The organism is Pseudonocardia sp. NPDC049635 (genome assembly GCF_040659795.1).
Taxonomy (GTDB): Bacteria; Actinomycetota; Actinomycetes; order Mycobacteriales; family Pseudonocardiaceae; genus Pseudonocardia.
The window spans coordinates 1-25,488 of the sequence record NZ_JBFAON010000035.1 but is presented as its reverse complement, the minus strand read 5'-3'; the positions used below and the strand labels follow the sequence as shown (position 1 = coordinate 25,488).

General features: G+C 72.0%; 39 protein-coding genes. 27 read left to right on the top strand and 12 right to left on the bottom strand.

Going from position 1 to position 25,488, the window contains the following annotated elements; translation table 11 throughout:
- Positions 1-17: 17 nt before the first annotated feature.
- The 11 genes from AB0J24_RS26550 to AB0J24_RS26500 are packed head-to-tail and all read left to right on the top strand — an operon-like array spanning position 18 to position 8,269.
- Positions 18-4,496 carry a hypothetical protein gene (locus AB0J24_RS26550; RefSeq protein WP_358686266.1) on the top strand — a complete coding sequence of 1,493 codons (4,479 nt, stop codon included), beginning with the start codon at positions 18-20 and terminating at the stop codon, positions 4,494-4,496.
- The gene (locus tag AB0J24_RS26545) at positions 4,489-4,767 is read left to right on the top strand and encodes a hypothetical protein (RefSeq protein WP_358686264.1); all 279 of its coding nucleotides are present in this window, start codon (positions 4,489-4,491) and stop codon (positions 4,765-4,767) included. Before AB0J24_RS26550 ends, AB0J24_RS26545 begins: the two co-directional genes overlap by 8 nt.
- Positions 4,768-4,781: 14 nt before the next feature.
- Positions 4,782-5,450: a PIG-L family deacetylase gene (locus tag AB0J24_RS26540; RefSeq protein ID WP_358686262.1), complete on the top strand. Its 669-nt coding sequence runs from the start codon at positions 4,782-4,784 to the stop codon at positions 5,448-5,450.
- The gene (locus AB0J24_RS26535) at positions 5,447-5,737 is read left to right on the top strand and encodes a hypothetical protein (RefSeq protein WP_358686260.1); all 291 of its coding nucleotides are present in this window, start codon (positions 5,447-5,449) and stop codon (positions 5,735-5,737) included. Before AB0J24_RS26540 ends, AB0J24_RS26535 begins: the two co-directional genes overlap by 4 nt.
- A gap of 27 nt (positions 5,738-5,764) precedes the next feature.
- Entirely contained in the window at positions 5,765-6,007 is a 243-nt protein-coding gene (locus tag AB0J24_RS26530) for a hypothetical protein (RefSeq protein WP_358686258.1), read from the top strand.
- A 5-nt stretch (positions 6,008-6,012) separates the two neighbouring features.
- On the top strand, positions 6,013-6,141 hold the full coding sequence (locus tag AB0J24_RS26525) for a hypothetical protein (protein ID WP_358686256.1): 129 nt from the start codon (positions 6,013-6,015) through the stop codon (positions 6,139-6,141).
- Positions 6,138-6,485 (top strand): hypothetical protein, encoded by a 348-nt coding sequence (locus AB0J24_RS26520; RefSeq protein WP_358686254.1) that lies wholly within the window; start codon positions 6,138-6,140, stop codon positions 6,483-6,485. Before AB0J24_RS26525 ends, AB0J24_RS26520 begins: the two co-directional genes overlap by 4 nt.
- Positions 6,482-6,781 carry a hypothetical protein gene (locus tag AB0J24_RS26515; RefSeq protein ID WP_358686252.1) on the top strand — a complete coding sequence of 100 codons (300 nt, stop codon included), beginning with the start codon at positions 6,482-6,484 and terminating at the stop codon, positions 6,779-6,781. Before AB0J24_RS26520 ends, AB0J24_RS26515 begins: the two co-directional genes overlap by 4 nt.
- The gene (locus AB0J24_RS26510; protein WP_358686250.1) at positions 6,778-7,059 is read left to right on the top strand and encodes a hypothetical protein; all 282 of its coding nucleotides are present in this window, start codon (positions 6,778-6,780) and stop codon (positions 7,057-7,059) included. The genes AB0J24_RS26515 and AB0J24_RS26510 overlap by 4 nt, the downstream gene beginning before the upstream one ends.
- A 4-nt stretch (positions 7,060-7,063) precedes the next feature.
- Entirely contained in the window at positions 7,064-7,999 is a 936-nt protein-coding gene (locus tag AB0J24_RS26505) for a hypothetical protein (RefSeq protein WP_358686248.1), read from the top strand.
- Positions 8,000-8,020: 21 nt separating this feature from the next.
- Entirely contained in the window at positions 8,021-8,269 is a 249-nt protein-coding gene (locus AB0J24_RS26500; protein ID WP_358686246.1) for a holin, read from the top strand.
- 480 nt (positions 8,270-8,749) lie between these two features.
- On the opposite strand, the gene AB0J24_RS26495 is transcribed toward AB0J24_RS26500, so the two are convergent.
- From AB0J24_RS26495 to AB0J24_RS26450, 10 genes are all read right to left on the bottom strand, one after another.
- The gene (locus AB0J24_RS26495) at positions 8,750-9,712 is read right to left on the bottom strand and encodes a hypothetical protein (protein WP_358686244.1); all 963 of its coding nucleotides are present in this window, start codon (positions 9,710-9,712) and stop codon (positions 8,750-8,752) included.
- A complete protein-coding gene (locus AB0J24_RS26490) occupies positions 9,702-10,184 on the bottom strand; it encodes a hypothetical protein (RefSeq protein ID WP_358686242.1) in 483 nt (160 codons plus the stop codon). The genes AB0J24_RS26495 and AB0J24_RS26490 overlap by 11 nt, the downstream gene beginning before the upstream one ends.
- 441 nt (positions 10,185-10,625) lie before the next feature.
- On the bottom strand, positions 10,626-10,973 hold the full coding sequence (locus AB0J24_RS26485) for a DUF732 domain-containing protein (protein WP_358686239.1): 348 nt from the start codon (positions 10,971-10,973) through the stop codon (positions 10,626-10,628).
- Positions 10,974-11,023: 50 nt separating this feature from the next.
- On the bottom strand, positions 11,024-11,755 hold the full coding sequence (locus tag AB0J24_RS26480) for a hypothetical protein (RefSeq protein WP_358686236.1): 732 nt from the start codon (positions 11,753-11,755) through the stop codon (positions 11,024-11,026).
- 103 nt (positions 11,756-11,858) lie between these two features.
- Complete coding sequence (locus AB0J24_RS26475) at positions 11,859-12,122, bottom strand: hypothetical protein (RefSeq protein ID WP_358686234.1); 264 nt, start codon at positions 12,120-12,122, stop codon at positions 11,859-11,861.
- Positions 12,119-14,206 carry a cell division protein FtsK gene (locus AB0J24_RS26470; RefSeq protein WP_358686231.1) on the bottom strand — a complete coding sequence of 696 codons (2,088 nt, stop codon included), beginning with the start codon at positions 14,204-14,206 and terminating at the stop codon, positions 12,119-12,121. The genes AB0J24_RS26475 and AB0J24_RS26470 overlap by 4 nt, the downstream gene beginning before the upstream one ends.
- The gene (locus tag AB0J24_RS26465) at positions 14,203-14,832 is read right to left on the bottom strand and encodes a DUF2637 domain-containing protein (protein ID WP_358686229.1); all 630 of its coding nucleotides are present in this window, start codon (positions 14,830-14,832) and stop codon (positions 14,203-14,205) included. The genes AB0J24_RS26470 and AB0J24_RS26465 overlap by 4 nt, the downstream gene beginning before the upstream one ends.
- 193 nt (positions 14,833-15,025) lie before the next feature.
- The gene (locus AB0J24_RS26460; RefSeq protein ID WP_358686227.1) at positions 15,026-15,154 is read right to left on the bottom strand and encodes a hypothetical protein; all 129 of its coding nucleotides are present in this window, start codon (positions 15,152-15,154) and stop codon (positions 15,026-15,028) included.
- 20 nt (positions 15,155-15,174) lie between these two features.
- Positions 15,175-15,327 carry a hypothetical protein gene (locus tag AB0J24_RS26455; RefSeq protein WP_358686224.1) on the bottom strand — a complete coding sequence of 51 codons (153 nt, stop codon included), beginning with the start codon at positions 15,325-15,327 and terminating at the stop codon, positions 15,175-15,177.
- A 2-nt stretch (positions 15,328-15,329) separates the two neighbouring features.
- Positions 15,330-15,545, bottom strand: a complete 216-nt coding sequence (locus AB0J24_RS26450) for a hypothetical protein (RefSeq protein WP_358686222.1) — start codon at positions 15,543-15,545, stop codon at positions 15,330-15,332.
- Positions 15,546-15,633: 88 nt separating this feature from the next.
- Here AB0J24_RS26450 and AB0J24_RS26445 point away from each other — a divergent pair, with 88 nt between their 5' ends.
- Positions 15,634-15,885: a hypothetical protein gene (locus AB0J24_RS26445; RefSeq protein WP_358686219.1), complete on the top strand. Its 252-nt coding sequence runs from the start codon at positions 15,634-15,636 to the stop codon at positions 15,883-15,885.
- A 285-nt stretch (positions 15,886-16,170) separates the two neighbouring features.
- On the opposite strand, the gene AB0J24_RS26440 is transcribed toward AB0J24_RS26445, so the two are convergent.
- Together AB0J24_RS26440 and AB0J24_RS26435 are read right to left on the bottom strand one after the other, a co-directional pair.
- Positions 16,171-17,088, bottom strand: coding sequence for a tyrosine-type recombinase/integrase (locus AB0J24_RS26440; RefSeq protein WP_358686216.1), 918 nt, complete (start codon positions 17,086-17,088; stop codon positions 16,171-16,173).
- 31 nt (positions 17,089-17,119) lie between these two features.
- Complete coding sequence (locus tag AB0J24_RS26435) at positions 17,120-17,593, bottom strand: helix-turn-helix transcriptional regulator (RefSeq protein WP_358686213.1); 474 nt, start codon at positions 17,591-17,593, stop codon at positions 17,120-17,122.
- A 123-nt stretch (positions 17,594-17,716) separates the two neighbouring features.
- On the opposite strand from AB0J24_RS26435, the gene AB0J24_RS26430 reads away from it, so the two are divergent.
- The 15 genes from AB0J24_RS26430 to AB0J24_RS26360 all read left to right on the top strand — a co-directional run bounded on the left by AB0J24_RS26430 (position 17,717) and on the right by AB0J24_RS26360 (position 25,433).
- Positions 17,717-17,965: a helix-turn-helix transcriptional regulator gene (locus AB0J24_RS26430; protein ID WP_358686211.1), complete on the top strand. Its 249-nt coding sequence runs from the start codon at positions 17,717-17,719 to the stop codon at positions 17,963-17,965.
- 184 nt (positions 17,966-18,149) lie between these two features.
- Positions 18,150-18,311: a hypothetical protein gene (locus AB0J24_RS26425; protein ID WP_358686209.1), complete on the top strand. Its 162-nt coding sequence runs from the start codon at positions 18,150-18,152 to the stop codon at positions 18,309-18,311.
- A complete protein-coding gene (locus AB0J24_RS26420) occupies positions 18,308-18,715 on the top strand; it encodes a hypothetical protein (protein ID WP_358686206.1) in 408 nt (135 codons plus the stop codon). Before AB0J24_RS26425 ends, AB0J24_RS26420 begins: the two co-directional genes overlap by 4 nt.
- A gap of 40 nt (positions 18,716-18,755) precedes the next feature.
- Positions 18,756-19,166 carry a hypothetical protein gene (locus AB0J24_RS26415; RefSeq protein ID WP_358686204.1) on the top strand — a complete coding sequence of 137 codons (411 nt, stop codon included), beginning with the start codon at positions 18,756-18,758 and terminating at the stop codon, positions 19,164-19,166.
- Positions 19,163-19,426: a hypothetical protein gene (locus AB0J24_RS26410; RefSeq protein ID WP_358686201.1), complete on the top strand. Its 264-nt coding sequence runs from the start codon at positions 19,163-19,165 to the stop codon at positions 19,424-19,426. Before AB0J24_RS26415 ends, AB0J24_RS26410 begins: the two co-directional genes overlap by 4 nt.
- On the top strand, positions 19,423-19,722 hold the full coding sequence (locus AB0J24_RS26405; protein ID WP_358686199.1) for a hypothetical protein: 300 nt from the start codon (positions 19,423-19,425) through the stop codon (positions 19,720-19,722). Before AB0J24_RS26410 ends, AB0J24_RS26405 begins: the two co-directional genes overlap by 4 nt.
- A gap of 83 nt (positions 19,723-19,805) precedes the next feature.
- Positions 19,806-20,534 carry a hypothetical protein gene (locus AB0J24_RS26400; protein ID WP_358686196.1) on the top strand — a complete coding sequence of 243 codons (729 nt, stop codon included), beginning with the start codon at positions 19,806-19,808 and terminating at the stop codon, positions 20,532-20,534.
- Positions 20,531-20,983, top strand: a complete 453-nt coding sequence (locus AB0J24_RS26395; RefSeq protein WP_358686194.1) for a hypothetical protein — start codon at positions 20,531-20,533, stop codon at positions 20,981-20,983. Before AB0J24_RS26400 ends, AB0J24_RS26395 begins: the two co-directional genes overlap by 4 nt.
- Positions 20,983-21,345 carry a hypothetical protein gene (locus AB0J24_RS26390; RefSeq protein ID WP_358686191.1) on the top strand — a complete coding sequence of 121 codons (363 nt, stop codon included), beginning with the start codon at positions 20,983-20,985 and terminating at the stop codon, positions 21,343-21,345. The genes AB0J24_RS26395 and AB0J24_RS26390 overlap by 1 nt, the downstream gene beginning before the upstream one ends.
- On the top strand, positions 21,342-21,830 hold the full coding sequence (locus AB0J24_RS26385; RefSeq protein WP_358686189.1) for a hypothetical protein: 489 nt from the start codon (positions 21,342-21,344) through the stop codon (positions 21,828-21,830). The genes AB0J24_RS26390 and AB0J24_RS26385 overlap by 4 nt, the downstream gene beginning before the upstream one ends.
- Complete coding sequence (locus tag AB0J24_RS26380) at positions 21,827-22,777, top strand: hypothetical protein (RefSeq protein WP_358686187.1); 951 nt, start codon at positions 21,827-21,829, stop codon at positions 22,775-22,777. The genes AB0J24_RS26385 and AB0J24_RS26380 overlap by 4 nt, the downstream gene beginning before the upstream one ends.
- A 2-nt stretch (positions 22,778-22,779) precedes the next feature.
- Positions 22,780-23,430, top strand: a complete 651-nt coding sequence (locus AB0J24_RS26375; protein WP_358686185.1) for a hypothetical protein — start codon at positions 22,780-22,782, stop codon at positions 23,428-23,430.
- Between the two features lie 524 nt (positions 23,431-23,954).
- Complete coding sequence (locus AB0J24_RS26370; RefSeq protein ID WP_358686183.1) at positions 23,955-24,197, top strand: hypothetical protein; 243 nt, start codon at positions 23,955-23,957, stop codon at positions 24,195-24,197.
- Positions 24,190-24,462: a hypothetical protein gene (locus tag AB0J24_RS26365; protein WP_358686181.1), complete on the top strand. Its 273-nt coding sequence runs from the start codon at positions 24,190-24,192 to the stop codon at positions 24,460-24,462. The genes AB0J24_RS26370 and AB0J24_RS26365 overlap by 8 nt, the downstream gene beginning before the upstream one ends.
- Entirely contained in the window at positions 24,459-25,433 is a 975-nt protein-coding gene (locus tag AB0J24_RS26360) for a hypothetical protein (RefSeq protein WP_358686179.1), read from the top strand. Before AB0J24_RS26365 ends, AB0J24_RS26360 begins: the two co-directional genes overlap by 4 nt.
- Positions 25,434-25,488 lie beyond the last annotated feature (55 nt).

The following is a 25,488-nucleotide window of genomic DNA, read 5'->3' as shown; positions in this document are numbered from 1 at the left end:
AGGGGGAGTAGCTGCCGGTGGCGACCAAGAAGTTCTACCTGAGCAACACGGCCGCCGCGGTCACCCCGGCGATCCCGGCTGGCTGGTGGAACGACGCCACCCTCAACGGGGCCTCGGCGTTGACCGACACCCCGGCCGGAGCCAACGTCGCCGCGTCGCGGGCCGAGACCTCGACCGTCGACCGCTACCAGGTGCTGCTGCGCCGGTGGGTGTCCCCGCCGATCACCCAGGCCGGGACGCTGGAGGCCTCCGGCACGGTCGCCGGGATCGCGATCGCCACCCAGGCCAGCTCGACGGCGGGGGACCTGCGGTCCTGCTACCGGATCTACGTCCTGACCGAGGCCGGCGCCGTGCGCGGCACCATGATCGCCATCGGCGGCGGTGGGACGTGGCCGACCACGCTGACCGGCAAGGTGGAAGACACCCCGGCGGGTCTGTCGAGCCCGGTGGCGGTCCAGCCCGGCGACCGCGTCGTGCTGGAGTTCGGCTTCCAGGCCCGCAACACCGCGGCGACCTCCTACACCGGCACGATCCGCTACGGCGGCACGGCGGGCACCGACCTCGGTGCCGGGGACACCGGCACGAACGCCACGACCCGGCCCCCGTCGATCACCTTCACCGGCGCGAACAGCTCCGATCTGTGGGAGCCGACCGGAGTCGAGCACCAGGGCGCAGCAGCGCTGTCCTCGACGACCACGCTGTCGGCCAGCGGACGCCAGGGACACACCGCCGGCGCCGGGCTGGGCTCGACCACCACCCTGGCCGCCGGGGCGACGGCCGGGCGGCGAGCGGCCGCCGCACTGGGCAGCACCACCACCCTGGCCGCCGGCGCCGCACGGGTACAGCCGGCGGCCGCCGCGCTCACGTCTGCGACGACGCTCACCGCCACCGCACTCGTCACCACTCGCGCTGCCGCCGCGCTGACCTCGGCGACCGTGCTGACGGCGCAGGCAGGGCAGCAGGCGAGCGCGCTGCTCGTCTCGACCACGGTGCTCGCCATCGGTGTCCGCCAGGACCACACGGCCACCGCCGGGCTCGGCGCCACCACGGTGCTCGCCGCCACCGCGCGGCAGACCCACCGCAGCACCGCAGCCCTGGAATCGACCACCGTGCTGGCCGCGGCCGGGACCCGGGTGCTGCCGGCCGCGGCGGCGCTGTCCTCGACGACGGTGCTGGCCGCCACCGGGACCCGCGTCAAGATCGGCGTCGCGCACCTCGCGTCGACCACGACCCTGGTCGTCGGGTCGATCATCCGCACCGCGTACGCCGCGGCCGCGCTCGCCTCGACCACCACCCTGCTCGCGCGGGCCGCCTCCGCCGCCGGTGGCGGTCTCAACCCGTCGCTGTGGGCGCTCGACCCCGCCAGCGGACGGCTGGTGCCGCTGCCGCACGTCGTGAAGCTCTCGGTCGCCGACATCGGCAACGACATCGGCGCCATCAGCGTCGACTACCCGGTCTACGGGCGAGGGTTCGAGCTACTCGCCGACAACGTCACCGACGGCCGCAAGCTCGAGGTCGAGATCTGGCTGGAGGGCTCGCGCGCCAGCCGCATGGTCGGGCGCCTCGACCAGCGCCAGGGCGACGACGTCGACCCCGGCGCGGTGTGGTCGTTCTCCGGGACCCTGATCACCAGCCGACTCGACGACGGGATCGTCGCCCCCCAGCCACTGGTCGGGGAGACCACGCTCGGCGAGGACGTCGAGGTCACCCGCGCCTCGGTCACCACGGCCCAGTGGTCACGGCTCTACGCGCTCGGCTACCGGACCACCGAGGCACAGCCCGACGTCGTGCGGGTCCCGCAGAAGGTCATCGACGCCGTCCGCGCCAACGCCGTGGACATCCCCAAGCTCGCCGACCCGAAGCGGGAGGCGAAGTTCGACGCCGCCACCCCCGGCGCGATCCTGCTGTTCCTGCTCGGCCAGTGCTGGGCCCGCGGCGCTCTCGCCGATCTGACCGTCGACTTCACCGCCACCCACGACTCCGCCGGGCAGCCCTGGCCGGAGCGGCTGACCGCGAAGTGGTCGCCGGTGAAGAACACCGTGCTCACCGTCGCCCAGCGCCTCGTCGAGCTCGGGTACATCGACTTCACCGTCACCCCAGACCGCGTCGTGCGCGCCTGGCGGTTCGGCACCCGCGGCACCGACCGCACCACCGGGCCCCGACCGGTCACACTGCGCCGCGGCCAGAACCTGCTCGAAGCCGGTCGCCGGCAGGGCTCCCGGGGTGCTGGCACCCGGTTCTTCGTCGAGGGCGGGGAAGGCGCGTTCACCACCGTCGAGGACCTCAACGCACAGGCTCGGTTCGGCGAGGTCATCGAGGTCGGCAGCTCCGTCGGCAACATCACCAACCCGAGCGCGCTCACCGCTGCCGCGCAACGCATCCGCGACGCCGGTAGCCGCGGCCAGGACGAGCGGTCCCTGAGCCTCGCCCTGGGCACCGGGCAGCCGCGCCCGGGGCGCACGCTCGGTGTCGGGGACAAGGTTCGCGTCGACACCGACGGCACGCTCGGCGTCGAGCGCCTCGCGCAGTGGCAGGTCACCCTCGAACAACAGCGCATCACCGCCGACGCGACGGCCGGGGACCTGATCCGGTCCCGACAGGCTGCGCTGCTCAAGCGGCTGCAGGACCAGCAGGCCGGTGACATCGTCTCCGGCACCTCGCAGCCCTCGGAGGACCGCGGCGTACCGGCCGCCCCCACCGGGCTGGTCGTGGCGTCGAGGGCGTTCACCGAGGGCACCGACGCCTACGCCGCGGTCACGGCATCGTGCGCCCCGGTCGAGATCAACACCGACGGCACCGCGGCGACCGATATCGACATCTACGAGTGGCAGTGGACGCTGGAGTCCGAGCCGGACATGTGGCAGACCGGGGCGACCACGACCGGTCCGTCCGGGTCATGGGCGACCGGCATCGCGCTGCCGATCCGCGTGCGGGTCCGGGCGCGGGACCGGGCCGGGAACCGCTCGGAGTGGTCGTATGAGGTGCAGCACCTCACCGATGACGCGCTCACCCCGCCGCCGGTCGCCTCCGGACTCACCGGGGAGTCGTGGCTGGGCAACTCCATCCGGTGGCGGTGGGACGGGCTGACCGCCGAGGGCGGGGACATGCTCGCGGTGTTCCCGCGGTTCTCCCACGTGGAGCTGTTCATGGGCCCCTCGGCGAACTTCGCCGACGCCTCCTATGTCGAGAGCCTGTATGCGGCCGGAACGTGGATGGTGAACAACCTCCCGACCGACGTGCGGCAGTACGCCTGGCTGGTCGCGGTCGAGCGCTCCGGGCTGCGCTCGGAACCCTCGGCGCGGGCCGATGCGCTGCCGCGGCGGCTGGTGTCGATCGACTTCGGACCGGAGTCGGTGGACCGGGCCGCGATCCGCAAACTCGCCGTCGGGACGCTGGAGCTCGACGACGGCGCGGTCAACTCGCTGAAGGTATCGGAGCTGTCGGTGGCACTGCTCACCGGTGGTGTGCTGTCGGCCGACGTGATCATGGGCGCCAGCTTCATGACCGGCACCACCGGGCGCCGGCTGCGGTTCGGCGCCGAGGGCCTGCAGATGTGGAACGCCTCCGACGACGTGGTGATCGCGTTCCGGACCGCGGACGCCTCCGCGCTGATCACCGGACAGACCCAGACCGCCCTGTCCGGCCCGCGGATCGTCATGAACTGGGGCGGGTCGAACCCCGACGAGATCCGCTTCTACGCCAGCTCCACCAACCAGTACGGCAGCCTGCGCACCGTCCCCTCGGGCAGCCCGCAGTTCCCCAACCAGACCGGCATGCAGATGACGGCCTTCTCCGGGCGCGGCGACGGGTTCACCGGCAGCCTGCGGCTGTTCCCCGACTACGCCTCCCTGGAGTGGGGATACACCTACCTGCAGGTCGTGCCCCACCAGATGGGCCTGCGCGCCCCGCGGTTCCACTTCGGCATGCCCCGCAACTCCGGGTTCCGCTCCGGCGACGACGAGGTCGTCCGGTTCGGGGTGAACAACCTGACCACGGGCAACTACATCGACAAGACCGTCATCAGCTACCACGTCAGCTCGGTCGACGAGCCGTCGTGGCGCAACATCAACCTCGGCTCCGGGCTCGCGTTCGGGCCCGGGCACATCGGCTCGATCCGGGGCGACTCGAGTGGCTACAACCCCGTGCGGGCCAGCAGCTTCGACACCTTCACCTCACTGCGCTCGACCAAGCAGGACTTCGCCGACCTCGATGACTACGAGGGCGGCCCGCGCGGCGTTCTGACCCGCGCACCGGTGCAGAAGTTCCGGCGGATCACCGAGGTCGCCGAGTGGGGTGACGCCGCCCCGGTGCACATCGGGCCGATGGCCGACGACCTGCCCGAGGAGGTGGTCCGCCGCGACATCGGCCCTGGCGGGGTCACCGGCTACTCCATCGACTCCCACCTCGGCTTGGTCCACGCCGCGGTCAACCAGCTCGGCGACGTCGTCGACGAGCTCCTCGCCCGCATCACGACTCTGGAGGCAACCCGTGCCTGACGTCCCCGACGAACGCCCGCTCTCGGTCACCCCGAAGCAGGTCATCGCGGAGCTGGAGGCGATCCCCGAGGCCCGCCCGTGGTGGGAGCTGGCCCAGGAGCGCGCCGTGCGCAAGGCCCTCGCCGTCCGGCTCCAGGAGCAGGAGCAGCAGCTGCAGGACGCCGAGCAGGAGCTGCAGCAGCTGCGCAACGACAAGGCCCGCCGCGACCGGGAAGCCGACACCGATCGGCCGACCGATCCGGGCCCGTCCGTCATCACGACCGAGGTCTGAGAGGAACGACGCCGGTGGCCACCATCGTCTACGCCATCCCGCACCAGGACGACGAGACGCTCAGCATGGGCGCCTCGATCCGCACCCACCTCGACGCCGGCCACGAGGTGCACCTGCTGCTGCTGTCCACCGGCGTCAACTCCGGCGTCCGGACCCAGCTCGGCCTGTCCCGGCCACGGTTCACCGCCGCCCGCGACGACGAGTTCCGCCGCGCTGCGGGCGCGCTCGGTGTAGCACCCCGGCGGGTGCACCTGTCACGGCCGCACGTCCCCGACGGCGCGCTGTCGGTGCAGGCCGCGCAGGACGCGATCGAGGCGTGGCTCGCCGAGCACCCGGGCGCCTGGCTGAAGACCTACAGCCACCTGAGCTGGCCGGGCCGTCACGCCGACCACAGCAACACCGGGCAGGCCGCGGTGAACCTGCTGCGGTCCGGGGTGGTCGACAACCTGCGGCTCTACGTCGAGCCCTGGCAGACCACTGCGTTCCGGGCCGCCCACCCGGGTGAGCGGATCTCCCAGACCCGCGCGCCGCGACCGGAGCGGTTGCGCGGCGCGCTCGACGAATACGCCCGCGTCGGGCCCGGCATGTACGGCATCGGCTACCGCTCGGTCCGGACTGCGTTCGACCACGTCCGCGGGGAGCAGTCGAGCTGGTACCACCTCCCGCCGGCGGCCGGGCGGTGAGCGACCAGCCGCGCACCTACGTCCCGCTCGACTCCGAGGGCCGTCCCGATCCCGGCCGCGTCCAGGTCGAGCTCTACCAGCACCGTCCCGGGCAGACCGACGCCCTGGTCGCCTGGTCGAAGGGCCGGCGCCTGGTCGTCAACGGCATGCCGGCCGTCGTGCTGCCGAACGGGGACCCGGTCGGGCTCGGGGACTACGCGCTGCGGTTCCCGAACACCGGCCGGCTGCGCCTCGAACCCGCCGACGGGCTCGCCACCCGCTACCAGCTGGCCGAGCAGGAGGACTGATGTGGACGAACGACAGGGGACCCCGCGGTGGTGAGGCTGGACTTCAAGACGGTCCGCGACGGAGTCCTGCTCGTCGCAGGGCTCGGGGTGCTGCTGCACGAGATGGCGCTCGTCGGCGAGCCGCGGACCGCGCTGCTCTGGCTGGCTGGAGCCATGATCGGGTTGCCGGCCAGCCTCATCACCGAGCGGACGTGGCCGTTCCTCGGCACCCGCCCGCCCTCGCCGCAGCAGGGGTCGGACTCGTCGCCTTCCTCGACCGAGACCCGGTGATCGTGATGGTCCGACCCGTCCGCCCCGACCCGGTGAGCGCCGCGCTGACCCGCCACCCGCTGTCGATCACCTTCACGCTGACGATGCTCTACGCGCTCGCGCTGATGATCGTGTCCGGGGTGCCGCTGTGGTGACGATCGACGCGACGCTGCTGCGAGCCGGGGTGCTGGTCGTGATGTTCCTGTGCGCCGGCGCGATGGTCACCGTCATCCGGCTCTACTGGCGCAACTATCGGTCGGCCCGGGCCTCGATGCGGCTGCTGCCGCTGCACGTGGTGCTGGTGTCGGTGTCGACGCTCGGGTTGCAGGCGACCCTGGCGTGGGCGCTGATCGAAGCCACCGCCGCCGACGCCCCGGTATCACCGACGACGCTGATCCGCACCGGGCTCTACGGGCTGTGGTCGGCCGGTGTCCTCGCCGCCCTGGTCGTGATCGCCCGCCAGCAGAAGCGCCTGCTCGACCAGAGGACCGCGCCATGAGCCCGTCGAGCGAACCGGCGGGGACCGATGTCCTCGCCGACGACCTCGCCCGCCTGGAACGCCTCGCCACCGGATACCGCCGCGTCCAGGACCAGCTCGCGCAACGCGCGGTTCGCGAGGCAGCCCGCCGGGACCTGTCCCGCAAGGTCGTGATGGTCCTGGCGCTGCGCGAGTTCTGCCCGTTCGCCCGGCCCATCCACGAGCGCGGGCGCGAGTTCGACCCGAAGAACTGGCCGAAGGCGGCCCGGATCCCGGCCCAGCGCCGGCCACCCACGCGTGCACGGAGCCGGACGTGACCCGGCCGGCCTGCGTGTGCGGCTGCCCCGCCGACCACCACGAGCACTACCGGCCCGGCACCGACTGCGGCACCTGCGGCCAGGCGGTGTGCCCGCGCTACGACACCGGCCGCGGCCACGCCGGCATGGGCCGTGTCCTCGCGGTCGCCGTCGGCGCACCAGGGCTGATGCTCGTCGCGTTGACCGCCGGGCTCTACGGCACCGGCCCGGCCACGGCCGCCGCCGCGGCATTCGTGCTCGTCACCGCCGCCACGATCGCAGCGACCCGAAGGGCCTGACCCGGTGGACGTCGACACGATGGTCCTGGCGTTCCGTTGCTCCCGCACCCGCGCACAGCGCTACGCGGAGGCGATGAACACCGCCATGCTCGCCGCCTCGTGCACGACGGTGAACCGGGCCGCGATGTGGTGCGCCCAGGTCGGTCACGAAACCCTCGGCCTCTACTACCAGGAGGAGCTCGCCGACGGGTCGGCCTACGAGGGCCGCAAGAGCCTCGGCAACACCCAGCCCGGCGACGGGCCCCGGTTCAAGGGCCGCGGCTGGATCCAGCTCACCGGCCGCGACAACTACACCGCGTTCTCCCGCTGGTGTTTCACCCGCGGCCTCGTTCCGGCCGTCGACCACATCGTCCGCAGCCCGGCCCTCGTCGCCGAGCCACCGTGGTCCGGACTCGCGGCGGCCTGGTACTGGACCGTGGCCCGCCCGACGATCAACGCCCGCGCCGACGCCGCCGACCTCGACGCCGTCACCCGCCTGATCAACGGCGGCACCAACGGACTCGACGATCGCCGCTCCCGCTGGGAGGGAGCTCTCAAGCTCGGCGCCCGGCTCCTGCCCGCCGCCCCGGCCACCACCCGGCCTCTGCCTGCACCCGGAAGGACGTGGTTCGACATGGCCACCGAGGAAGACCTCCGCCGCATCATTCGCGAGGAGACACCGCCCGCGGTGTGGCACCACCCGATCCCCGACTGGTACCAGCCGGACCTGCCCCCGCAGGGCGCGTTCGCCATGCTCGCCTGGGCTGCCGCTCACGCCGCGCACGCGCGCAACAACGCCGCCGCGGTCGACGCCCTCCGCAACGAGCTGCGCACCGCGCTCGCCGGCCGGCCCGCGACCGCCCGGGCCGCGCCCGCCGACGTCGAGGACCTCGTCGACACCGTCGTCGAGGCGATCGCCCGCCGGCCCCTGTTCCTCACCGACCGCGCCAGCGGCGGCTGAGCCCTGATCGAGAGGACCCTCATGTTCACCACCGTGTTCTGGAAGGACGCCGCCGAGCGCGCGATCGCCACCGGCGCGCAAACGCTGGTCGGGCTTTGGACCGCCGCCGGCGTGTTCAACCTGCTCACCGTCGACTGGGCCGCCGCCGGCGGCGTCGCCGCCGGTGCCGCCGCACTCAGCCTGCTCAAGTCACTGGTCGCGACAACGATCGCCGAGCGCGGCACGGCGTCGCTGGTCCGGCAGGACCGCGATCCCCACACCTGGCCCTGACCCGGGCCCCGGTCGCGCCGCCACGCGAACCACGCCGGGTCCCTCACCGCGAGAAGCGCCCCGCCCCAGCTCCCTGGGGGCGGGGCGCTTCTCGTCGTCTATGTGCGCCACCGAGGCAGCCCACCTCACTCCCTCGTGGTCCGAGCACCGCCGCGAGGGACAAGACCGCGACCAGCACGAACAGCACCGGTGCCACCCACGGAAAGCTGTCCACCAGCGGCCGTGACCTCAGCGTTCGCCGTCCCGCCACCGGCGGCGGGCGAAGAGAGCCCGACCGCGTCCGAGCACTCGGTGCCATAGCTCATTAGAAGACCAACCCTGGGACCATCACCCCACCGGAGGGATCACATCCACCCCGAACGAGTCACGCTCGCCGCCAACGCCCCGAGCTGGCTCTTCGCACTGGGCGCAGCAGGAAGCTCAGAGAGACGCGCCGAACGTCCAAGGCAGTAGATTCAGTGCTGCCTTCGCCGACGGGTGTTATTCCTCCGCGTCTACGGAGGTCAGGGCGACCAGTGTGTAGGCCCGAGACTCCGTTCCGGTGACGAGGGACCGGACTACGCTGACATCGAACGTGGCGGCGACGCGTCGGGCAAAGAAGTCGCCGAGCCGAGGCACGAGCTCCTCGACGACCTGGGCCTGGATGACCCGGTCTCCCGTGTCGAGCTCGATCCGGTTCCGGATGTCGCTGATGGTCCCCAGTCGTCCATGCTCCACAACCTGTTCTTCCGTCGCCCGGTTCCGGCCAAGGATGTCACCGAGCCGCCGCGCCCCAGACTCGTTCAGCTCGGCGAAACCGCCATCGCCAGTCGTCGGCAGCCAGGTAAACCGGGCAGTCATCCCCTCGTCCACGATCGTGGTCGAAAGCGTGTTGAGGTGCTTGAAGGCCCGACTGCCGAGCGGCAGGACCTCGTCGATCACGGGTGCATCGTCGGTCGGGTTGTCACCTGCGAGATTGATGATCTTCAAGACTCGTTCTAGTGAGTCGTTGAGCAACGTGTCTCGTTCAAGGTGGTCGGTCATCGCGAGTCGTCCCTGCCCTGGCTGCTCCGCCTCCGGTCCCTCGAGGACCGCACCGAAGGAGCCGGGGACTGCCGCAGCGAAGCTCAGCGCGGTCCGGTCGCGGAGCGGGCCGGGGATCGACGAGCTACTGGTCGCCCGGCCAACCAACGCCTGCCCGACGGCCGAGACCACCTCTTGCAGGCTGTGGAGGACCTTGGACAACGCGTCAACCCGGATACGGTGCCGGACGACCGGCGTGCCATCGAGCACAACCCGTAGCTGTGCGCGCGTCGCTTGACTGAGCTGCTCCTGCAGTTCCTCTCGGAACCCCTCGATAGAGGATCGCATCAGCGCGATCGCCGGACTGGTTTCGCTGGGGGCCATCGCGCCGAGGACCTGGTCGGCGTCGTCGATGGCGGCAGCGAGGCCATCACGCACCATCGGGCTTCACCTCCAGGTACCCCTTCTTGAGCTGCGAGTTGTCTCGGACGCCCTGCCACTGCTTGTCCCAGTATGCGAGCCCCTTGTCGGTTTCGGATCGCAACGCGTGGCCGTCGGGGTAGATAAGAACAGCGTACGAGTCGAGCATCCAGTGCTCCCGGGTCTTCTTCCCACCAACGAGCGAGGCCACCATGTGTTGCAGCCCCGGCGCGAGCGCTTCGAACTCCGGAGCGTCGAGCAGGCTCACAACATCAATATCGCCCGGCTCGACCTTGCTCGTCACGTAGCTGCCATCGATCCACTGACTGTGCACTCGTATGACGCTGACAAGCGCTTCGCGGTGCCTCAACCAGCGAGCATAGAGCCGTCGGCGAGGAGAGGCCTCCGGGAACCCGTCTACGAAGTGTCGCTTCACATCTTCCGCTGTGACTTGATGCCGCCCGGGCGGCAAGAGGCCGTCGTTGCCGAGCAACTGCGCTCCTGTCTTCGTGGCCATCGTGGCGGCTGCGCCACGGAGTGGAGTCGCGCGTGTGCTCGCTGTCGTTACGCCGATGGCGGCCCCGCTCGTGGCCGACGAGACACCCGGCGCGATACCGGCCCGCCGGAGCCCGGGCCATCATCCTTGGGCCCACAGCCCCCTGTGGCACCCTAACCCTCGCGCTTCCCCCGCGAACCTCATCCAACCGCACTAACCTGGGGGAACAGTGCGCGATCTGCCCGCTGAGAAGGCGACTGTCGCCGCCGGGGCAGCCGCCCTACGGCACGCCGCGATCCAGGACCGCTACCGGCACCCCGCACGCAGCCCCGATGTCGCGTTCGGCCTCGCGTCGATCCTCGACATGCTGCTGCTGAAGTGGAACGACCACGACGAGGAGACCCGTCGTGCCGTCCTCGACGTGTGTGAGGTGCTCGCTCAGCGCGGGCAGAGGGTGACCCAGGCGGCCGAGACCAGGAGGTTCGCTTCGGACGGTGTCATCGCATCGTGCTCAGCCAGGAGCGACCGGACTCGCTCGGCGTCCGAGTAGTCCTCGTCGTTCGTGCAGATCCGCGTGCCGAGCGAGACGACCATGTTCTCTGTCCACAACCCATCGAGTTGCGGGATGACCTGGTCTGCGTACTCAGATTCCTGCCCCGCCTGCACGGGTGCCGACGGACCGCTGGTGAGCCACGCCATACCGGCCGCGCCGAGCGCGACCCCGAGCGCGAGTGTCAGCAGCAGGTACGACCAGTGCACCCGCACACTCCGCGTCGGCTCGGTCATGGGTGCTCCGCGGTTACCGGTCGTCTCTCCGCCTCCAGCTATCGAGTTCACTAGGGGCTCCGGGTGTCCCATGCCTGCTCAGCTGCCACAAGATCTCGCATAGTCGCGCCGTGGTCGGGCACCGGCTGGCCGGACCGCTCGAGCTCCGCGAACGTTGCGGCGTACTGGTCGATGATGACCAACCGCTCGGCCTGCTGCGCCTCGTTCCGCGCGCGGGCATCAGGCCGGGTCGGGGGAATCCGCTTCCACTCCTCTGTGAGCGCGACGAACGTCGGGTCGGCTGCACACAGCATCCGAACGTGGTGTTCCACCTGTGCGCTTCGGGCAGCCTCGTCTGCGATGCGTGCCCGCTCGTCGGCCTCTGCCTTCGCCCGTGCCTCGGCCTCGGCGACTGACTTCTTGTGCTTCCGGATCAGGATGGCCGCCCCAACGGCGGCCCAGAAGAACAACAGCCCGATCCACCCGGCGATGCTCCCGACGATGACGCTAGCGATCACGGCGCCCACCAGCTTCGCCGCGTCCCGGTTGCCCTGCGCTTGTGCAGCTGCTTCAGCTGCAGCCCGGGCGGCGATCGCCTTGTCGTCTGCGATGCGCTCGTCGTCGGTCATGGCGGCCCGGCGCATCTCTTCGGCGATCTGGGTCTGGCGCCGAAGCTCAAGCTCTGCTGCTTCGGCGGCATAGCGCGTAGCCCGGATGTTCGCTCGCTTGCCCATGACCGTCTCCTCCTGGTGCATCTGCCCCTTCGTACCGCGGGCCAGGCCGGTGTCGTTACCGGTGCTCATCAGAAGTGATGACCCGATGATGTAGCGGCCGACGCCGCTACATGTAGCACCTCCGCTAGCACCACGAACCCGTCGTGACCTGCGGCGTAGCGTGTAGCGCTGGTCAGTCGCCGTGCCGGTCGCGGAGCCTGGCGAGCACCACCGACCCCACCCGGAACCGGCGGCCCCGGCCGCTACACCAGCCGCAGTCGCGGAACGCGCGCCCGCCGCGGCGGAAGTGCTTCCCGCGGCCGTGGCAGCACCAGCAGAACCCGAACGGCCACCACCAGCACGTCGCCACGTACGCCGCGCCGGCCGCGGCGACGGCGGCCCACCAGGACCCGCCGGTCGCGACGAACGCAACCAGGGCAGTGACCGCCTCGATCACGCCGGCCCGCCCTCGATCTCGCCGCGGGCCCGGCGCTCCAGGACGTTCTGGACGTCGTCGAGGTACAGGCCGCGCCGGTTGCGGCGGTGCCCGTTGGCGTCCTCCCCGGCGATCTGGCGGGTTTCCACCCCGGCGGGCAGTGCGCGGGCGAGGGTCTCCGGTGTCCACCCGGTGTAGGTGTCGGGGCGCAGCTCGGCCAGGGCGGCGACGATGTCCTCCGACCACATCCGCCGCACCTTCGCGGTGGCGTAGATGGTGGCCAGGTCCTCGAGCAGGTCGACCAGCACCGTGGTCCGTTCCTCGCCGGCGGCCTGCCCGGTGATCGTGCCCGCGGCGATGCGTAGCTGCAGCGCCCGTTCGGCGACCTTGTCGGAGGTGGGTCCGTCGAGGTAGTAGGAGCGCACGACCCGCGCCTCATCGGAGGTGCCGACCAGGTAGCCGATGCCCTTGTCCTTGCTGGTCAGGGTGCTGGCGCGGACCCCGTTCTTGTACATGCTGGTGCCGAGGATCATGTCGTTCTCGGTCTGTCCCATCACCCGCAGGCAGTAGCGGATCCCGACGTTCGCGCTCACCCCGGTCGGCAGGGAGTCCTTGTCGGGGCGCTGGGTGGCGAGCACCAAGATCACCCCGAGTGCCCGGCCGCGTTTGATGATCGCCGTCGCGAGCGCGCCGGCTTCCTTGCCGTGCTCGGGGTGGGAGAACAGCTCCTGGCACTCGTCGACGACCATCAGTTCCGGGAACAGGCCGAGGCGGCGCTGCCGGGCGAGTTCGGGGGTGACCTTGTTCTCCGGGCAGAGGTTCCGCGGCAGGTCCGCGATGACCGCGGCGCGGCGCTCCAGCTCCTTGTGCAGCTCCCGCAGTGAGGCCACGCACCGCTCGACGGTGACGTCGTCGGGGCCCTGGCCGTAGTCGTGGGCGACATTCTCGGCGAACCGCAGGTCACCGGTGCCTTTCAGCTCGAACACCCGCAGCCGCGCTGACACGTCGAGGCAGCCGGCCAGCAGCAGCGGTTTGATCGCGAACGTCTTCCCCGCCCCGGGCATCGCGCCGATCAGCACGTTCGCGTACATCAGCGAGAACGCGACCTTGCGGCCGCGCTGGTCGGTGCCGAACGGGATCGGCTCGAACAGGCTGGCACCGCCGGCCTTGAGCAGCGGCCACGGCGCTTGCCTGGCGCGGGCCATGTCCTGGTCGCCGACCCATAGCACCAGGCGGCCGTCGTGGGCGTCGGGGACCTGCTCGGGCCACACGCATCCGAGGGGGCGGCGCAGGCCGGACGACAGCCCGGACCGGCGTTCGAGGAGATCGAGGGCGGTCACCCCGAACGGCAGGTCACCCTCGGCGCGCCAGCCGGGACCGTCGCGGGTGATCGGTGCGACGTAGGAGATGGGCCGGTCCGCCTTCGCCAGGGCCGGGACACCGCAGGTGCGCAGCGCCCGGTCCACCACGTCCGAGGTGAGCCTCGGTGGCGCGGATGGTGCGATCGTGGCCGGTGCGACGACCCGGCGGTCCGCGGGCCGGCCGACCCGGCCGAGCCCGGCGATCGCGGTGGCGGCGGCGAGGACCTGCCAGGCCGGTCCGGCCGCGACCGCGATCAGCCAGACCAGGACGGCCAGACCCGCGACGCCGATGGCGGCCTCGGTGCCGCGGCGGGCGACCCGCTTGTTTCGCTCCCGGACCAACCGCAGGTAGGCGGCGTCGTCGCCACGGACCACCGCGGTCCGCCGCAGCGGTGCCCCCTCCGCATCGCTCACCACGTAGAACACCGAGCGAGCGATCCGGTACAGCCCCCGCGGGGAGTAGGCCAGCAGCTTGGCCGCGTACCAGGGGGCCCGGACCGCATGGAACGCGGTGACGTGCGCCCCGAACCGGGCCACCCACCGGACCAGGTCCGCCCGCTCCTCCTTGTTCCGCAGAGCCGCGGGCACGATCGGGCGCCGGTCGTGCTCGCGGGTCCCGGTGATCGTCGCGAAGATCGTCCGCCGCTCCGCCGGCGGATCCACCGGCACCGGCTCCACCTCGGACCGGTCCGGGTCACGGTCCGGGCCCGGGTCCGGTGCGGCGGCAGCAGTACTCGTCGTCATCCGGTCACCGCCTTCAACTCCGGCCGGCGGGCCTCACGCAGGATCCGGTTCGCCCGACCCCGCCCGATCGCCCACCGGGTCAACAGCTCGTTGCTCGACGGCACCGGCCCACCGGCCCGGACCGCAGCGGCGATCTCGGCCACCAGCTGGCGCTCACCGGCCTCGGTCAGCTCCGGTCGCGGACCGGTCCGGTCCCCGGTGTGCCCATCGGCCCGGTCGGTCTCGTCAGGTCGACCGCAGAGCATCGCTAGGTGCACCACCGCGCCCAGCACCGCCGGTGGGACCGCGGACACGAGCACGACGATCCACCAGCCCGGGCGCGCCTGCTCGACCACCAGGTGGTGCCCGAGCCCGTTCCCGACAACCGAGAGCCCCAGCAGCGCCAGAGCGAGACCGCGGCCGAACACCCGGGCCCGACCGGTCCGCGACAGCCACACCAGCGAGCCGGCCGCGGCGCCGGCGTCGATCGTCACCGGCAGCAGCCACGCCGTCCCCGGACTGGTCCACCCGGCCCACGGTGCGAACCCGGACACCGCGGCGAGGTCGTGCAGCGTCGTGAACGACAGAACCGCCGCGGCGGCGGCGACGGCGGCCATCAGCCCGTACAGGGCGTATTCGAGCTTCACCGGCGACCCCGCAGAACAGCCGCCAGCACCTCGACCAGGCGGGGGCGCTCGACACCGTGCAGATCGAGAGGGACCGGCCGCAGCACCGTCGGCCACAGTCCGGACCGGTCCGGATCCAACGGCGACGGGGCCCCGGGCCGCACCGAGACAACCTCTCCGTCGATGACGTCCGGGCGCCGCGGTTCGGGTGCCGTCATCGGGCGACCACCCACCGGTCCCATGCCGCCATTCCCGCGACCGCCCCGATGAACTGCCACTGCGTCCACCCCTGGTTGAACCCGGTGACGATCAGGAACAGCAGCAGCACCGCGGTCAACGCCATACCCACAACCCGGACCGCCATCACCGGACCGCCGTCCCGGTCGCCGGGTCGATGCCGTGCTTCGCGCGCCAGTCCTCGTGCGTGGTCGCCTTCCCGTCCTCGTCGACCGGACCCCGGTAGCCCGAGTCACGGAGCGCCTTGAGCGCCTCGTAGGAGTCGTCCGCCTTCCCCACGGTCACCACCACCCACGGACACGGCCGTCGGACTCGATCTCGGCGGCGATCTTGCGGTCCTCGGCCGCCTCCCGCTCGCACCTGTCCGCGATCTTGTTCGCGCCGAACAGCCGTGCGGCCTTCCCGACCGTCTCGGCCACGTCCGCGCCGTCGTGCTGCAGCTCGATCTGCGCCGCCGCCCGCTCCGCGTCGGACTTCGGCCCGCTGAACCAACCCATGATCTCCCCTCTCGCCTTCCCACATCTAGGAAGGCGAGAGTACGGTAGCTTCCTAGATGTGGGAAGGGCGGGGACATAGCCTGCCCCGGTGACTACAGGCGAGGAGCGCTCAGCGTTGGATGACCTGCGATCGCTGCTCGCCAGCGACCTGTCCGGGGTAGAGCCTGACGCGCTCTACGCCGGTATCCGGGCCAGCGAACTCGTGTTCGACAGCGCCCAGCAGTGGACAGGCCGCCTCGTCGCCGAGCTCCGCCGCCGAGAAATCCCTTGGTCGCAGATCGAGGCCGCGACGGAGGTCCCGAAGTCGACACTGGACCGCCGCGCGGGCCGAATCGAGTAGCCGCCGTCACGCGTCGACGCTCGGCGCTCCCGTTGCGCGGATCGCCTCGGCGAGATGCCACCGAAGCCGCGCAGCGTCACCTGCCGACAACAGCACCGGTTCGCCACCCGAGACGTGAAGCACGACTCCCCGCGTCGCGGGGTCGACCTGGGTGACGATGACTCGGCCGCTCGATCGGAGGGTCCGGGTGCGCAGTGTCCAACGTGTACGTTCCACAGGATCTTCGTCGGAACTGGCCCCAGGTTTGTGCCGGGCAGGCGTCGAACATCACGCGCACAGGCCTGGCTATGCGACCCGGGCTCTCCCGCCGCGCGCCGGTCGATTCCGCAGCCTCGCCCGCGTCAGCTTCTCGACGAATCGAGCCGCCTCGGCCGGGCTCGTGAGCGTGTACTTCCGGGTCTCCTCCACACTGCTGTGGCCCATGACTTCGGCCTGGCGGAAGATGTCCGGGTCGAGCAGGTGGTAGTCGGTCGCGAAGAGATGCCGCATCTGGTGCGCGGTCTCGGTGATCCCGACTCCGGTCAGGAACCGGTTGATCCGGTAGGAGACGCCCTGAGGTGTGTGTGCCTGCCCGTCGGACGGGCGGGTGAACACGGGCCCTCGGCCGGCCCGCCGCACGAACTGGTCGAGCACCAGCATCAGGTCAGATCCGACCGGCGTGGTCCGCCACTTGCCGCCCTTCCCCTCGAGGTGCAGGAGGCCGCACCCGTCGTCGAGCTCCTCGACGTCGGTCCCGCGGAGCCACGCGATCTCACAGCAGCGCAGCCCGGAGCATCCGGCGAGACCGAGCCAGGCGAACATCTCGGGGTCGCGGAGCGCGCAGGACAGCGCGAGGTCGAAGTGCTTGGCGAGCATCGGCCGGGGGCGGCGTTCCGGTTTCCGGGGGTAGTCCAGCGCCACCGAGGGGTCGTCGATGCGGATCCGCGGCCGACTCCGGGCGCTCATCCAGCGGTAGAGTCCGCGCGCCGCGCTGATGTAGCCGATGACGGTCTCCGTTGACCACGTCCGCGGCATCTCGTCACGCCAGCCGAGTAGGTCGTCTTCGGTCGCTGCGGTCAGCGCGCCGGGCTGCAGGTACTCGGCGAGGTGCGCGAGCTGGATCCGGCGCAGTCGGAGCGTGTTCGGTCGCCAGTCGCGCTGGTGCCGGAAGTACTGGTGGAGGACCTTCGCGTTCTCTGTTCCGGCAGCGGCGTCGTTGACCATGCACAGACCATCACCCGAAGCATTGAGCCGGTCACGCTGCGCGGGCATAGTTGCTCTCCCCGACCGCATCCGTTCGCGTCCTCGGAGTCGCGGCGTGCGCCAGCTGTGGCACGCATGATCCGTAACCGGGTGCCACAGGAATGTGATCGGCACCGGCGGCGCCGACCAGCCAGAACCGGCGCTGCCTGAGGGCAGATGCCGCCGATCTCGCGAGTGTGATAGCGCCGCGGCCAGCGTCTTGCTGGGCCCCTTCCGGAGGCCGCGGAGCGTCGCCTGGACGGCCGCCGAGGTGGATCCCGAGGGGCACGCCGAGGAAGGTCGCGATCCGGTCGAGATCGTCGACGTCGAACGCAGTCCGTCCCTTCAGGCGACGGCTGACGTACGCCGGCGAGACGTTGAGATGGTCGGCCAGGTCCTGCCCGCTGATTCCGCGGCGGATCATCCACGATCGAACGTCTGCCGCAACTCGCTCACGGAGAGTGAGCGTCTCCACTGCGCTAGTCATGCCGCGAAATCTACATGAATCTCGCTGACGTCAAAAGTATGACGAGAGTAGCAATCACTCGGCGTCACTGTTCAGTTGCGGCCCAGGTTGACACCTTCTTACGCTCAGCGTAAGAATCACGCCATGCCCCCCACCATCGCGCAGCAGGTCGGACTCGCCGTCCGGATCGTGCTGATGGAGCAGGGCCGCCAGCAGTCGGAGATCGCCGAAGCGCTGAACCTGACGGACGCGGCGGTCTCCCGCCGATGCCACGGCAGCACCGCCTTCCGCGCCGACGAGCTGCTCACCATCTCGCAACTGCTTGGGGTCCCCGTCCAGCGGTTCTACGAGCGAGCCCTCGCTGACCGGCCTGCACCTACTCCCGCCGCCTAGACCCGGCAACAAGAAGGACCGGCCACCCCCGACAGGGCGACCGGTCCAGCACCTCCCGGAAAGGATCCGCATGAACACATCCGAAGGGCGCACGGTGAGTGTAGCCCCTGACCTGCGCGAAGTAGTCCGTCCAGGACCGGCTGCGCACCCGTCTGCACCGCTGGTTCCGCGCTGGTCGGGGCAGATGGCGGACCTGATCGCATCCACCGGCCCGCGCAGCGCGGCCCGGCACCGGCCGGCGCACCGGGCGCCGCGGGAGCGGGACGTGCAGCTGCACCTGCTGATGCTGGGCCTGGGCGCGCTGCTCATGTTCGGCCTGTTCCTCGGGACCGGAGGCATGTGGTGAGCACGTTCGTGAAGACGACCGCCGCTGCGGCCGGCGGCGCGGTGTTGGCGCTGGCCGGGTTCTGGTGGCTGCTCTCGACCGGCCAGGAGGGTGCGGAGCGGTTCCTCGCCGAGTTCAACGGGGACGACCAGCCGACCCCACCGGCCGGCGCGGCAGCGCTCGCCGCAAAGCTCCCGTCGACGCACGGCCTGCAGCTGCTGCAGGGCGAGGACCTGGACGACGCGGTGGCGCACCTCGTCGCCTGCGGCACTACCCGGGCTCTGACGACGGCGGAGCCGGGCGGGTGGGCGGCCACGACGTCCCGGCTCGACGAGATCGCGGAGTCGGTCGTCGACGCCCGCATCAACGCCGCCCTCAAGTGGATGGACGACCACAAGCTCGAGCTGGTCCGGAGGCACGGGTGAACCGTCGCTGGCAGGACCCGAAGAAGAAGGACGGTGACCGGTGACGGCCCCGAGGAAGCCGGCGGACGTCCCGGAGTTCACGCCGCTGGAGCACATGGCGCAGGCCCTGTCCGGGCACCGCGCGGTGTTGGTCGATGTCCGGCACGGCCTGGGCCGGGAACGGTCCCGCGATGAGATCGCTGACCACGCTCTGGCCGCGGTCGCGATCGGTAAGCGGATCGCGTCCGCCGCGGCGGCAGGCCTGTGGTGCGACGGCATGGACGCGCTCGCACACGGCGCCACGCTCGCCGACGTCGCCGCCGCGCTTGATCTTCCCGCTGGCGTAGCCCTGGTCGGGTTGCACGAGTACGTCGACGGCCAGGCCCGGTTGCATCGGCGCTATGGCGACATGGGCATGTCCCCCGCACAGGCCGACGAGGCCCGCGCTCTGATCGACGGAGCAGACCAGTGAGCCGCTACACCGGCGCGATCCCGCAGCCGCTGTGCCGGAAGAAGAACCACAAGTTCATCGGGATCGTCAGTAACCAGCTCGGCACCGAGCCGTTCGACTCGTCCCGGCCGCACGCCTCGACGTCTGTGTGCGGGCGCGCGGAGTGCATCGACGACGCCCGGGAGTGGGTTCAGGCCCACACCCGCGAGGACGGCGTGTTCACGACGTTCGAGCAGAACCGTGCCGCCTCCGCGGGCCGCTCTGCCGGAGCAGACCAGTGACCGCCGCCGTGAACCCGGCGCAGGTGGGCCGTGCCGCCGAGCTCGCGGTCCGCGCCGTCGATGACCTGATGACGTGGGAGGCGCAGACCCCCCGAACCGATCTGACGGTGGAGGACGTCAACCGGATCGCTCGTCTGCTGCGGCAGGCCGCGACGGAGCTGGACGGTCGCGCCAGCTCGGCCCGGTTCTCCGCTCACGGTTACGAGCTCACCGAGGCGGGCTTGGCCGCGACCGACGATCCGGCACGCCGGCGCCGCTGGGCCGAGATCGTGTGCCTGGACGGGGGCCGGTCGTGACGGCCCGGACTGCGTCGGGCCGCCGCTACGACGCTGCCCGCGCTCGCTCGTATCGTCGGCGTCGCGCGGCTGGCCTGACGATGATGGTCGACGCCGGGGCGGTCCGCGCTCACGTCACCGAGTTGCGCCAGCAGGGTGTCAGCATCCGCCGGATCTCCGAGGTGTCGGGGGTGACCGCGCCGACGCTGTACGCGCTGCTGGTGGGGCAGCCGTCGAAGGGCCTACCGCCGACCCGGCGGGTCACCCACGGTGTCGCGCAGCGGCTGCTCGCCGTCACCCCGCCCACCGCCGCACCCCCGGTCCGTGACCTGGACACGCTGCCCGATCTGGCCCGGGTCGACGCGACCGGGTCGCGCCGCCGGATCCATGCGCTCGCCGCTCTGGGCTGGTCGGTGCAGCAGCTCGCGGACCGTCTCGGGTTGGCGCGCCGCCAGCTTCAAGGTCGTGTTCTCCACGGCGGCGAGCAGGTGTCGGTCCGCACGGCCCGCGCGATCCGCGACCTGTACGACGCACTCTGCTGGCAGCCGCCCCCGGCGGACACTGCATGGCAACGCGCCGCGGTCACCCGAACCAAGGCATGGGCGAACCGGCAGGGCTGGGTGCCCCCGCTGGCGTGGGACGACGACACCATCGACGACCCGGCCGCAACACCCGACCTGGGCCGGGAGCAACGCGGCGTGGTGGACGTCGACGACGTCGAGCATCTCCGCTCGTTCGGCTACTCCGACAAGGCGATCGCCGACCGGTTCGGTGTGCAGCTCGACAGCCTGTACGCCGCGCTGCGCCGCAACGAACGCCGGGGTGCGGCATGAGGCAGCACGTCGCGTTCGCCGGCCCGCGCGGCGGCATGTCCCCGGACCAGGGGCGGGCGGTCGCGGCGATCGTGTCCCGCTGGGTCGACGACGGTGTGACCGAGCTGCACCACCAGGACGACCTGACCGCCTACGACCTGGTCGACCGCGCCGCGGCGCTGTTCCTGGACCTGTTCGTCGTCGCTCACCCCGCCGTCGGGCAGAAGCGCCCCACCGCCCGGGGTGGGATCAACGACGAGGTCGCGTTGCCGCTACCGGCCGATGCCCGCGACGAGCACCTGCTGGCGGTGTGCGGGCGGGTCGTCGTCGCGGTCGGCGGTCCGGTGTTCTGGGAGCGGTCCCCGGTGTGGCGGTTCGCCGCCCGCGCCCGGGCACTGGGTCGCGAGCTGCAGCTGGTCGACCTCGACGGCGCCCCGCTGTTCGATGTGCAGTGGCCGGTGGCGCGGTGATGGACAAGGTCCGCGCCCGCGCCGGCGTCTGGTCCCGCAAGGGCCTGGTCATCGAACCGCCGTACCCGGGACCGTTCTCGGCCGGCTGGGCGCTGCTCACCGTCCGGCTCGGCCCCCGCAACTCCACTGCCCTGACCCACGAGCAGGCGCTGCACCTGCGGGACTGGCTCAACACCCACCTCGACGACACCCCGCCACCCGCCGACCCGGACGCCGTCCGCGCCGAGATCGACGAGCAGATCGAGCAGCTGACGCGCTTGGCCGCCGACTCGAAGTCCGGCGACTACCAGACCGCGATGGCGTGGGCGCAGCACGCACTGAACAAGGTCGCCGAGGCGGCCGGACGGAAGAGGACCCGATGACCGACACGGCCGCCCCCGGCTACGGCCCCGCGGAGATCCGCGCCGAGGTCCAGGCATGGCAGGACGCCGCGACGGCTGCCCGCGCCGACGCCCACGACCAAGCCGCGCTGCTGCTGGCCCCACCCGGCCGCACACCAGCCGACGCGCACACCCGCATGCACTCGCAGGCCCTCATCGGTGCCGCGCTGGTCGCGCGCCGTCTCGCGCAGCTGGAGAACGTGCCACCGCTGGTCCGCCCGGACGGCGACGGCTGGGTCCTGGAGTCCACCGACCCGAGCCGGGAGCACGCCGCGGTCGACCGGGTCGCCGGCGTGGCGATCACCGCGTTGGCCAACGGCGAACCGGAGCGGGCCGCCGCCGCGGTCGCCGCGTTCGCGCTGCCGGAGGAGACCAGCGCCGACCGGTTGGTGGCGCTGATGTTCCGGCTGCTGAACCTGTACCTGGTGCTCGACGACGCCCTGAACGCCCCGCGGGGTGCCTCGTGACGTGGGTGAAGGTCGACGACGCACTCGCCGACCACCGCAAGGTCCGCCGGCTTGGTAAGGACCGGCTCCCCGCGATGGGGCTGTGGGTGCTGACGGCGTCGTGGTGCGGGCAGCAGCTGACCGACGGTTTCGTGCCGGCGGAGGTGGTCGAGCGGTTCGACCCGCGCCAGAAGATGGCCACCAGGCTCGTCGATGTGGGCCTGTGGGTGCGCGAATCCGACCCCGAGGAGGGCGACGGGTTCCGCTTCCACGACTGGGCGGATCACCAGCCGACGCGGGACGAGGTGGAGCGCAAGCGCGATGAGGCCCGGGTTCGGATGAACCGGGTTCGTGCACGTCGGAGGGCGGATCGCGCGAACCGCACCGACCCGGTTCGCGACGACGATCCGGAGAACGTTCCCCCACCGGTTCGCGCGAACACCCCCGTGAACGACGACAGCACGTTCAGCTACCCCGACCCGGCCCGTCCCGTAGTTCTCCTACCGGAGAACAACACGCCGCCTGACGGCGGCGTGCCGCGCGCGGCCCGCGACACCCCCGCCGCCGTCGACAACGAGGCGTCCCGGCAGCGCCGCCGCGCCGGCCGCCACACCGAGATGGCCAAGACCGCCCGCTCCGGCGCCGCCGTCCGGATCGTCAACGCCTGGGCCGACAGCTGCGACCACCGCCCCGGCCCGAGGGTGATCCGGGACCTCGGCGTCGAAGTCGACCAGCTCCTGCGCCGCGGCTGGCCCGACGACCTGCTGGCCCGCTGCGTCGAAGCGTGGGCGTCCAAGGGCCTCGGCCCGTCGACTTTCCAGTCCGTGGCCAGCGAGGTCGCGAACCGGCGCCCCGCCACCCCGCAGACCGTCACCACCCGAGCCCTGGCTGGCCTCGACGACGCGTTCGCCGAGTACGAGCGCCGCCACTCCAGCGAGGTCGTCCAGCTGCCCGGGCGAGGAGCCTGACCATGCCCATCCCGATCGAGCACAACCCGGTCCTCACCAGCGACTTCCGCGCCGTGTTCCAGGTCCTCGGCGTCATCGACGGCCACCCCCGCACTGCCGATGACGTCGAGGCGTGGATGCTCGCCGCCCGCACCGGCCGCTGGACCCGCGCCCAGGTCGCCGCCGCCACCTTCGCCCTGACCACCACGTTCACCGGGTTCCGGGTGCAGCCCGGGCACCTGGCCGAGCAGATCAGGGCGAACCGGGCCCGGATCCGCGGCCTGTGGGAGTGCCCACCGCCCCCACGGGAGCTGGCCGACGACCCGGCCGCCGAGCTGGCGTGGCGCCGCCGCGCGGCGGTGGACTTCGCCGACCGCGCACTGCTGGCCCTGGCCGCCGGCGACCGCCCGGAGGACGTGCCGCTGCTCGCCACCCCGGAGCCGCCGGTGCAGCGGCTGCTGCTGGCCGAGGCACCGCCGGAGGTCCGCACCGAGATCGAGGCGGCGATGCCTGCACTCGGCCGGCTCCCGGAGCCGCGCCCGACTCCACACCGCACCCCGCGGGCCGCGACCGACCCGGCCCGCCGCGCCCAGGCCCGCGCCGAGCTGGACGCCCGCCGCCCTACCGACACCGATTCCACCCCTGCTGAGCTGCGAGAGGACGCGACCGCATGAGCGTCGAACCGAGTGGACACCACCACTATCCAGTGCATACTGGTGGTGCCACCGAGTATGCGACCCGAGGGGGTGGCCGCCATGCGACGCCACTTCGATCTGTCGACCGACCAGCGGCTACGGATCTCCGAGTCGCTGCTGGTGCCGTGCGACCCACCCGGCCGGCTCGGCCGGAACCGGGGCTGCGGAGCACCCGCGGGGCAGCGCTGCCGCAACGTCCACACCGGGCTCCCGCTGGAGGGGCTCGGGGCGCACGTCGGCCGGCTCCACCGCGCCCGGACCGCACGTGCGGTGTCCTCCCGGAGCTCGTCGCCGACGTCGCTGCCGGACGCTTCGACCGCGACACCAGTGGCCGTCCCTGCCTGACCCGCGGCCAGGCCGCCGCCTACTTCGAGTCAGCCGCCCAGGCGGTCGCCGACCACGGGCATCACCGCGGCGGACTGTGGCCAGCCTGGTCCACCCCCGACGGACCCGCCCCCTGGGCGCCGGGCACACCGGTCGACATCTGGGGTGCCCTCGCGGTCGTGCGCGGCCTCACCGCGGGCGGCGCGGACTCCACCGAGGTGATGCTCGGCCCGATGACGAAGACCCTGTACGAGGTCCTGCCTCCGCGGGCCCGCCGCTGCGGCGGGGTGGGCAGGTGGAACGACGGACCCCGCTGGTCGAGGTTCGTCCCCGGTTCGGGGTGGTGGCTGCGTCGCCGCGCGATCCGCACCCTGCACGCCGCGGCCGCGCAGTGCCGGGCGGGGGTGAGCGGCCGTGGCTGACCAGCAGACCGTTCCGTTCCACTCCGCGCACGAGGGTTACGCCGTCGTCCTCGCCGAGGTCCAGACGCTGCAGGAGGCGCTGACCGAGCTCGGGATGAGCCTGGACTGGCTGTGGCACGAGATCCGCGTCGGCAACCGGCCGGGCATCGAGGCCAACGCGGACTCCCTGGTCTCGGCCGCTGACCGGGCAGTCGACGGGGCGGCCCAGGTCCTCGCGACAGCACGCCGGTTCCGTGACGATGCCGGCGCGGGAGTGGCGGCGTGAACGCCCACGAGGAACGGGTCCTGGAGCTGTGCGACCTGGACTACGCGAGCGCGGAGAAGGTCGCTGCGGAGATCGACCGTCTCCGTGCGGAGCTGTCCGCGTCCCGGGAGCGGGAGCAGCGGCTCACCGAGACGGGGAACGGGATGGCCGATGCCATCCAGCGCGGGCTGTCCGGCGGCGACTGGTTCGAGGCCGAGGAAGACGCCGACTCGTGGCGGAAGGCGGTCCGCGGAGACGCACCCACGGATGAGCGCGAGCCGGGCGACTGCGCGGTGTGCCCACCCGGGAAGCCGGTGACCGCTGTCTGCATCGTCGACCACCCGAGGGCCCCGGCTGTCGCTCCCACGGACGGGCAGGGCCCGGCCGACGAGCTGCGGGCGTCCGACTACGAGGCGGCGCTGGCGTGGTTCCGGGACGGCTGGCCGGACCGGGCCACCGCGCTGATCGAGCAGGCCGACCGGTCTGTGTCGTCGCTGTGCGCGGCGACGATCGTCCGGCACGTCCTGGCCGCCGAGGACGTCGACTCGATCGGCTCGCACGAACTGTCCGCGGCCCCGGCCGACGGCCCGGAGTACGCGATCATCGAGACGAACCGCGGCGGCGGTGTCGAGTACCCGGTCGCGGAGCGGAACACGAACGGCCCGGCCGGGTGGATGATCGGCGGCGAGTTCGTCCCGGATGTCGCGGTGACGCACGTCGAGCCGGTGACCGTGCTGCGCGCGTCCGCGGCCCCGGCCGACGACACCGCCGCACCGGACGACCTGCCGGAGCCGGACTGGGAGTACGACGGCGTCCTCACCTGGGACTGTCCGGTGCGCGTCGACCTGGACGACACGGGCACCACGTCACCGGCGCGCATTGAGCTGGCGGACGTCTCGCTCACGGTGGAGGAGGCGACCCGGGTTCGGGACGCGCTGGCTGCTGCCGTGGACGCTGCCCGCCCGGCCCGGGACGGGGGCGAGCCTAAGTGAGCGCCCCGACGATGGCGGTGTTCTCCTGCGGCGCCGGTGTGCAGTCGACCGCGAT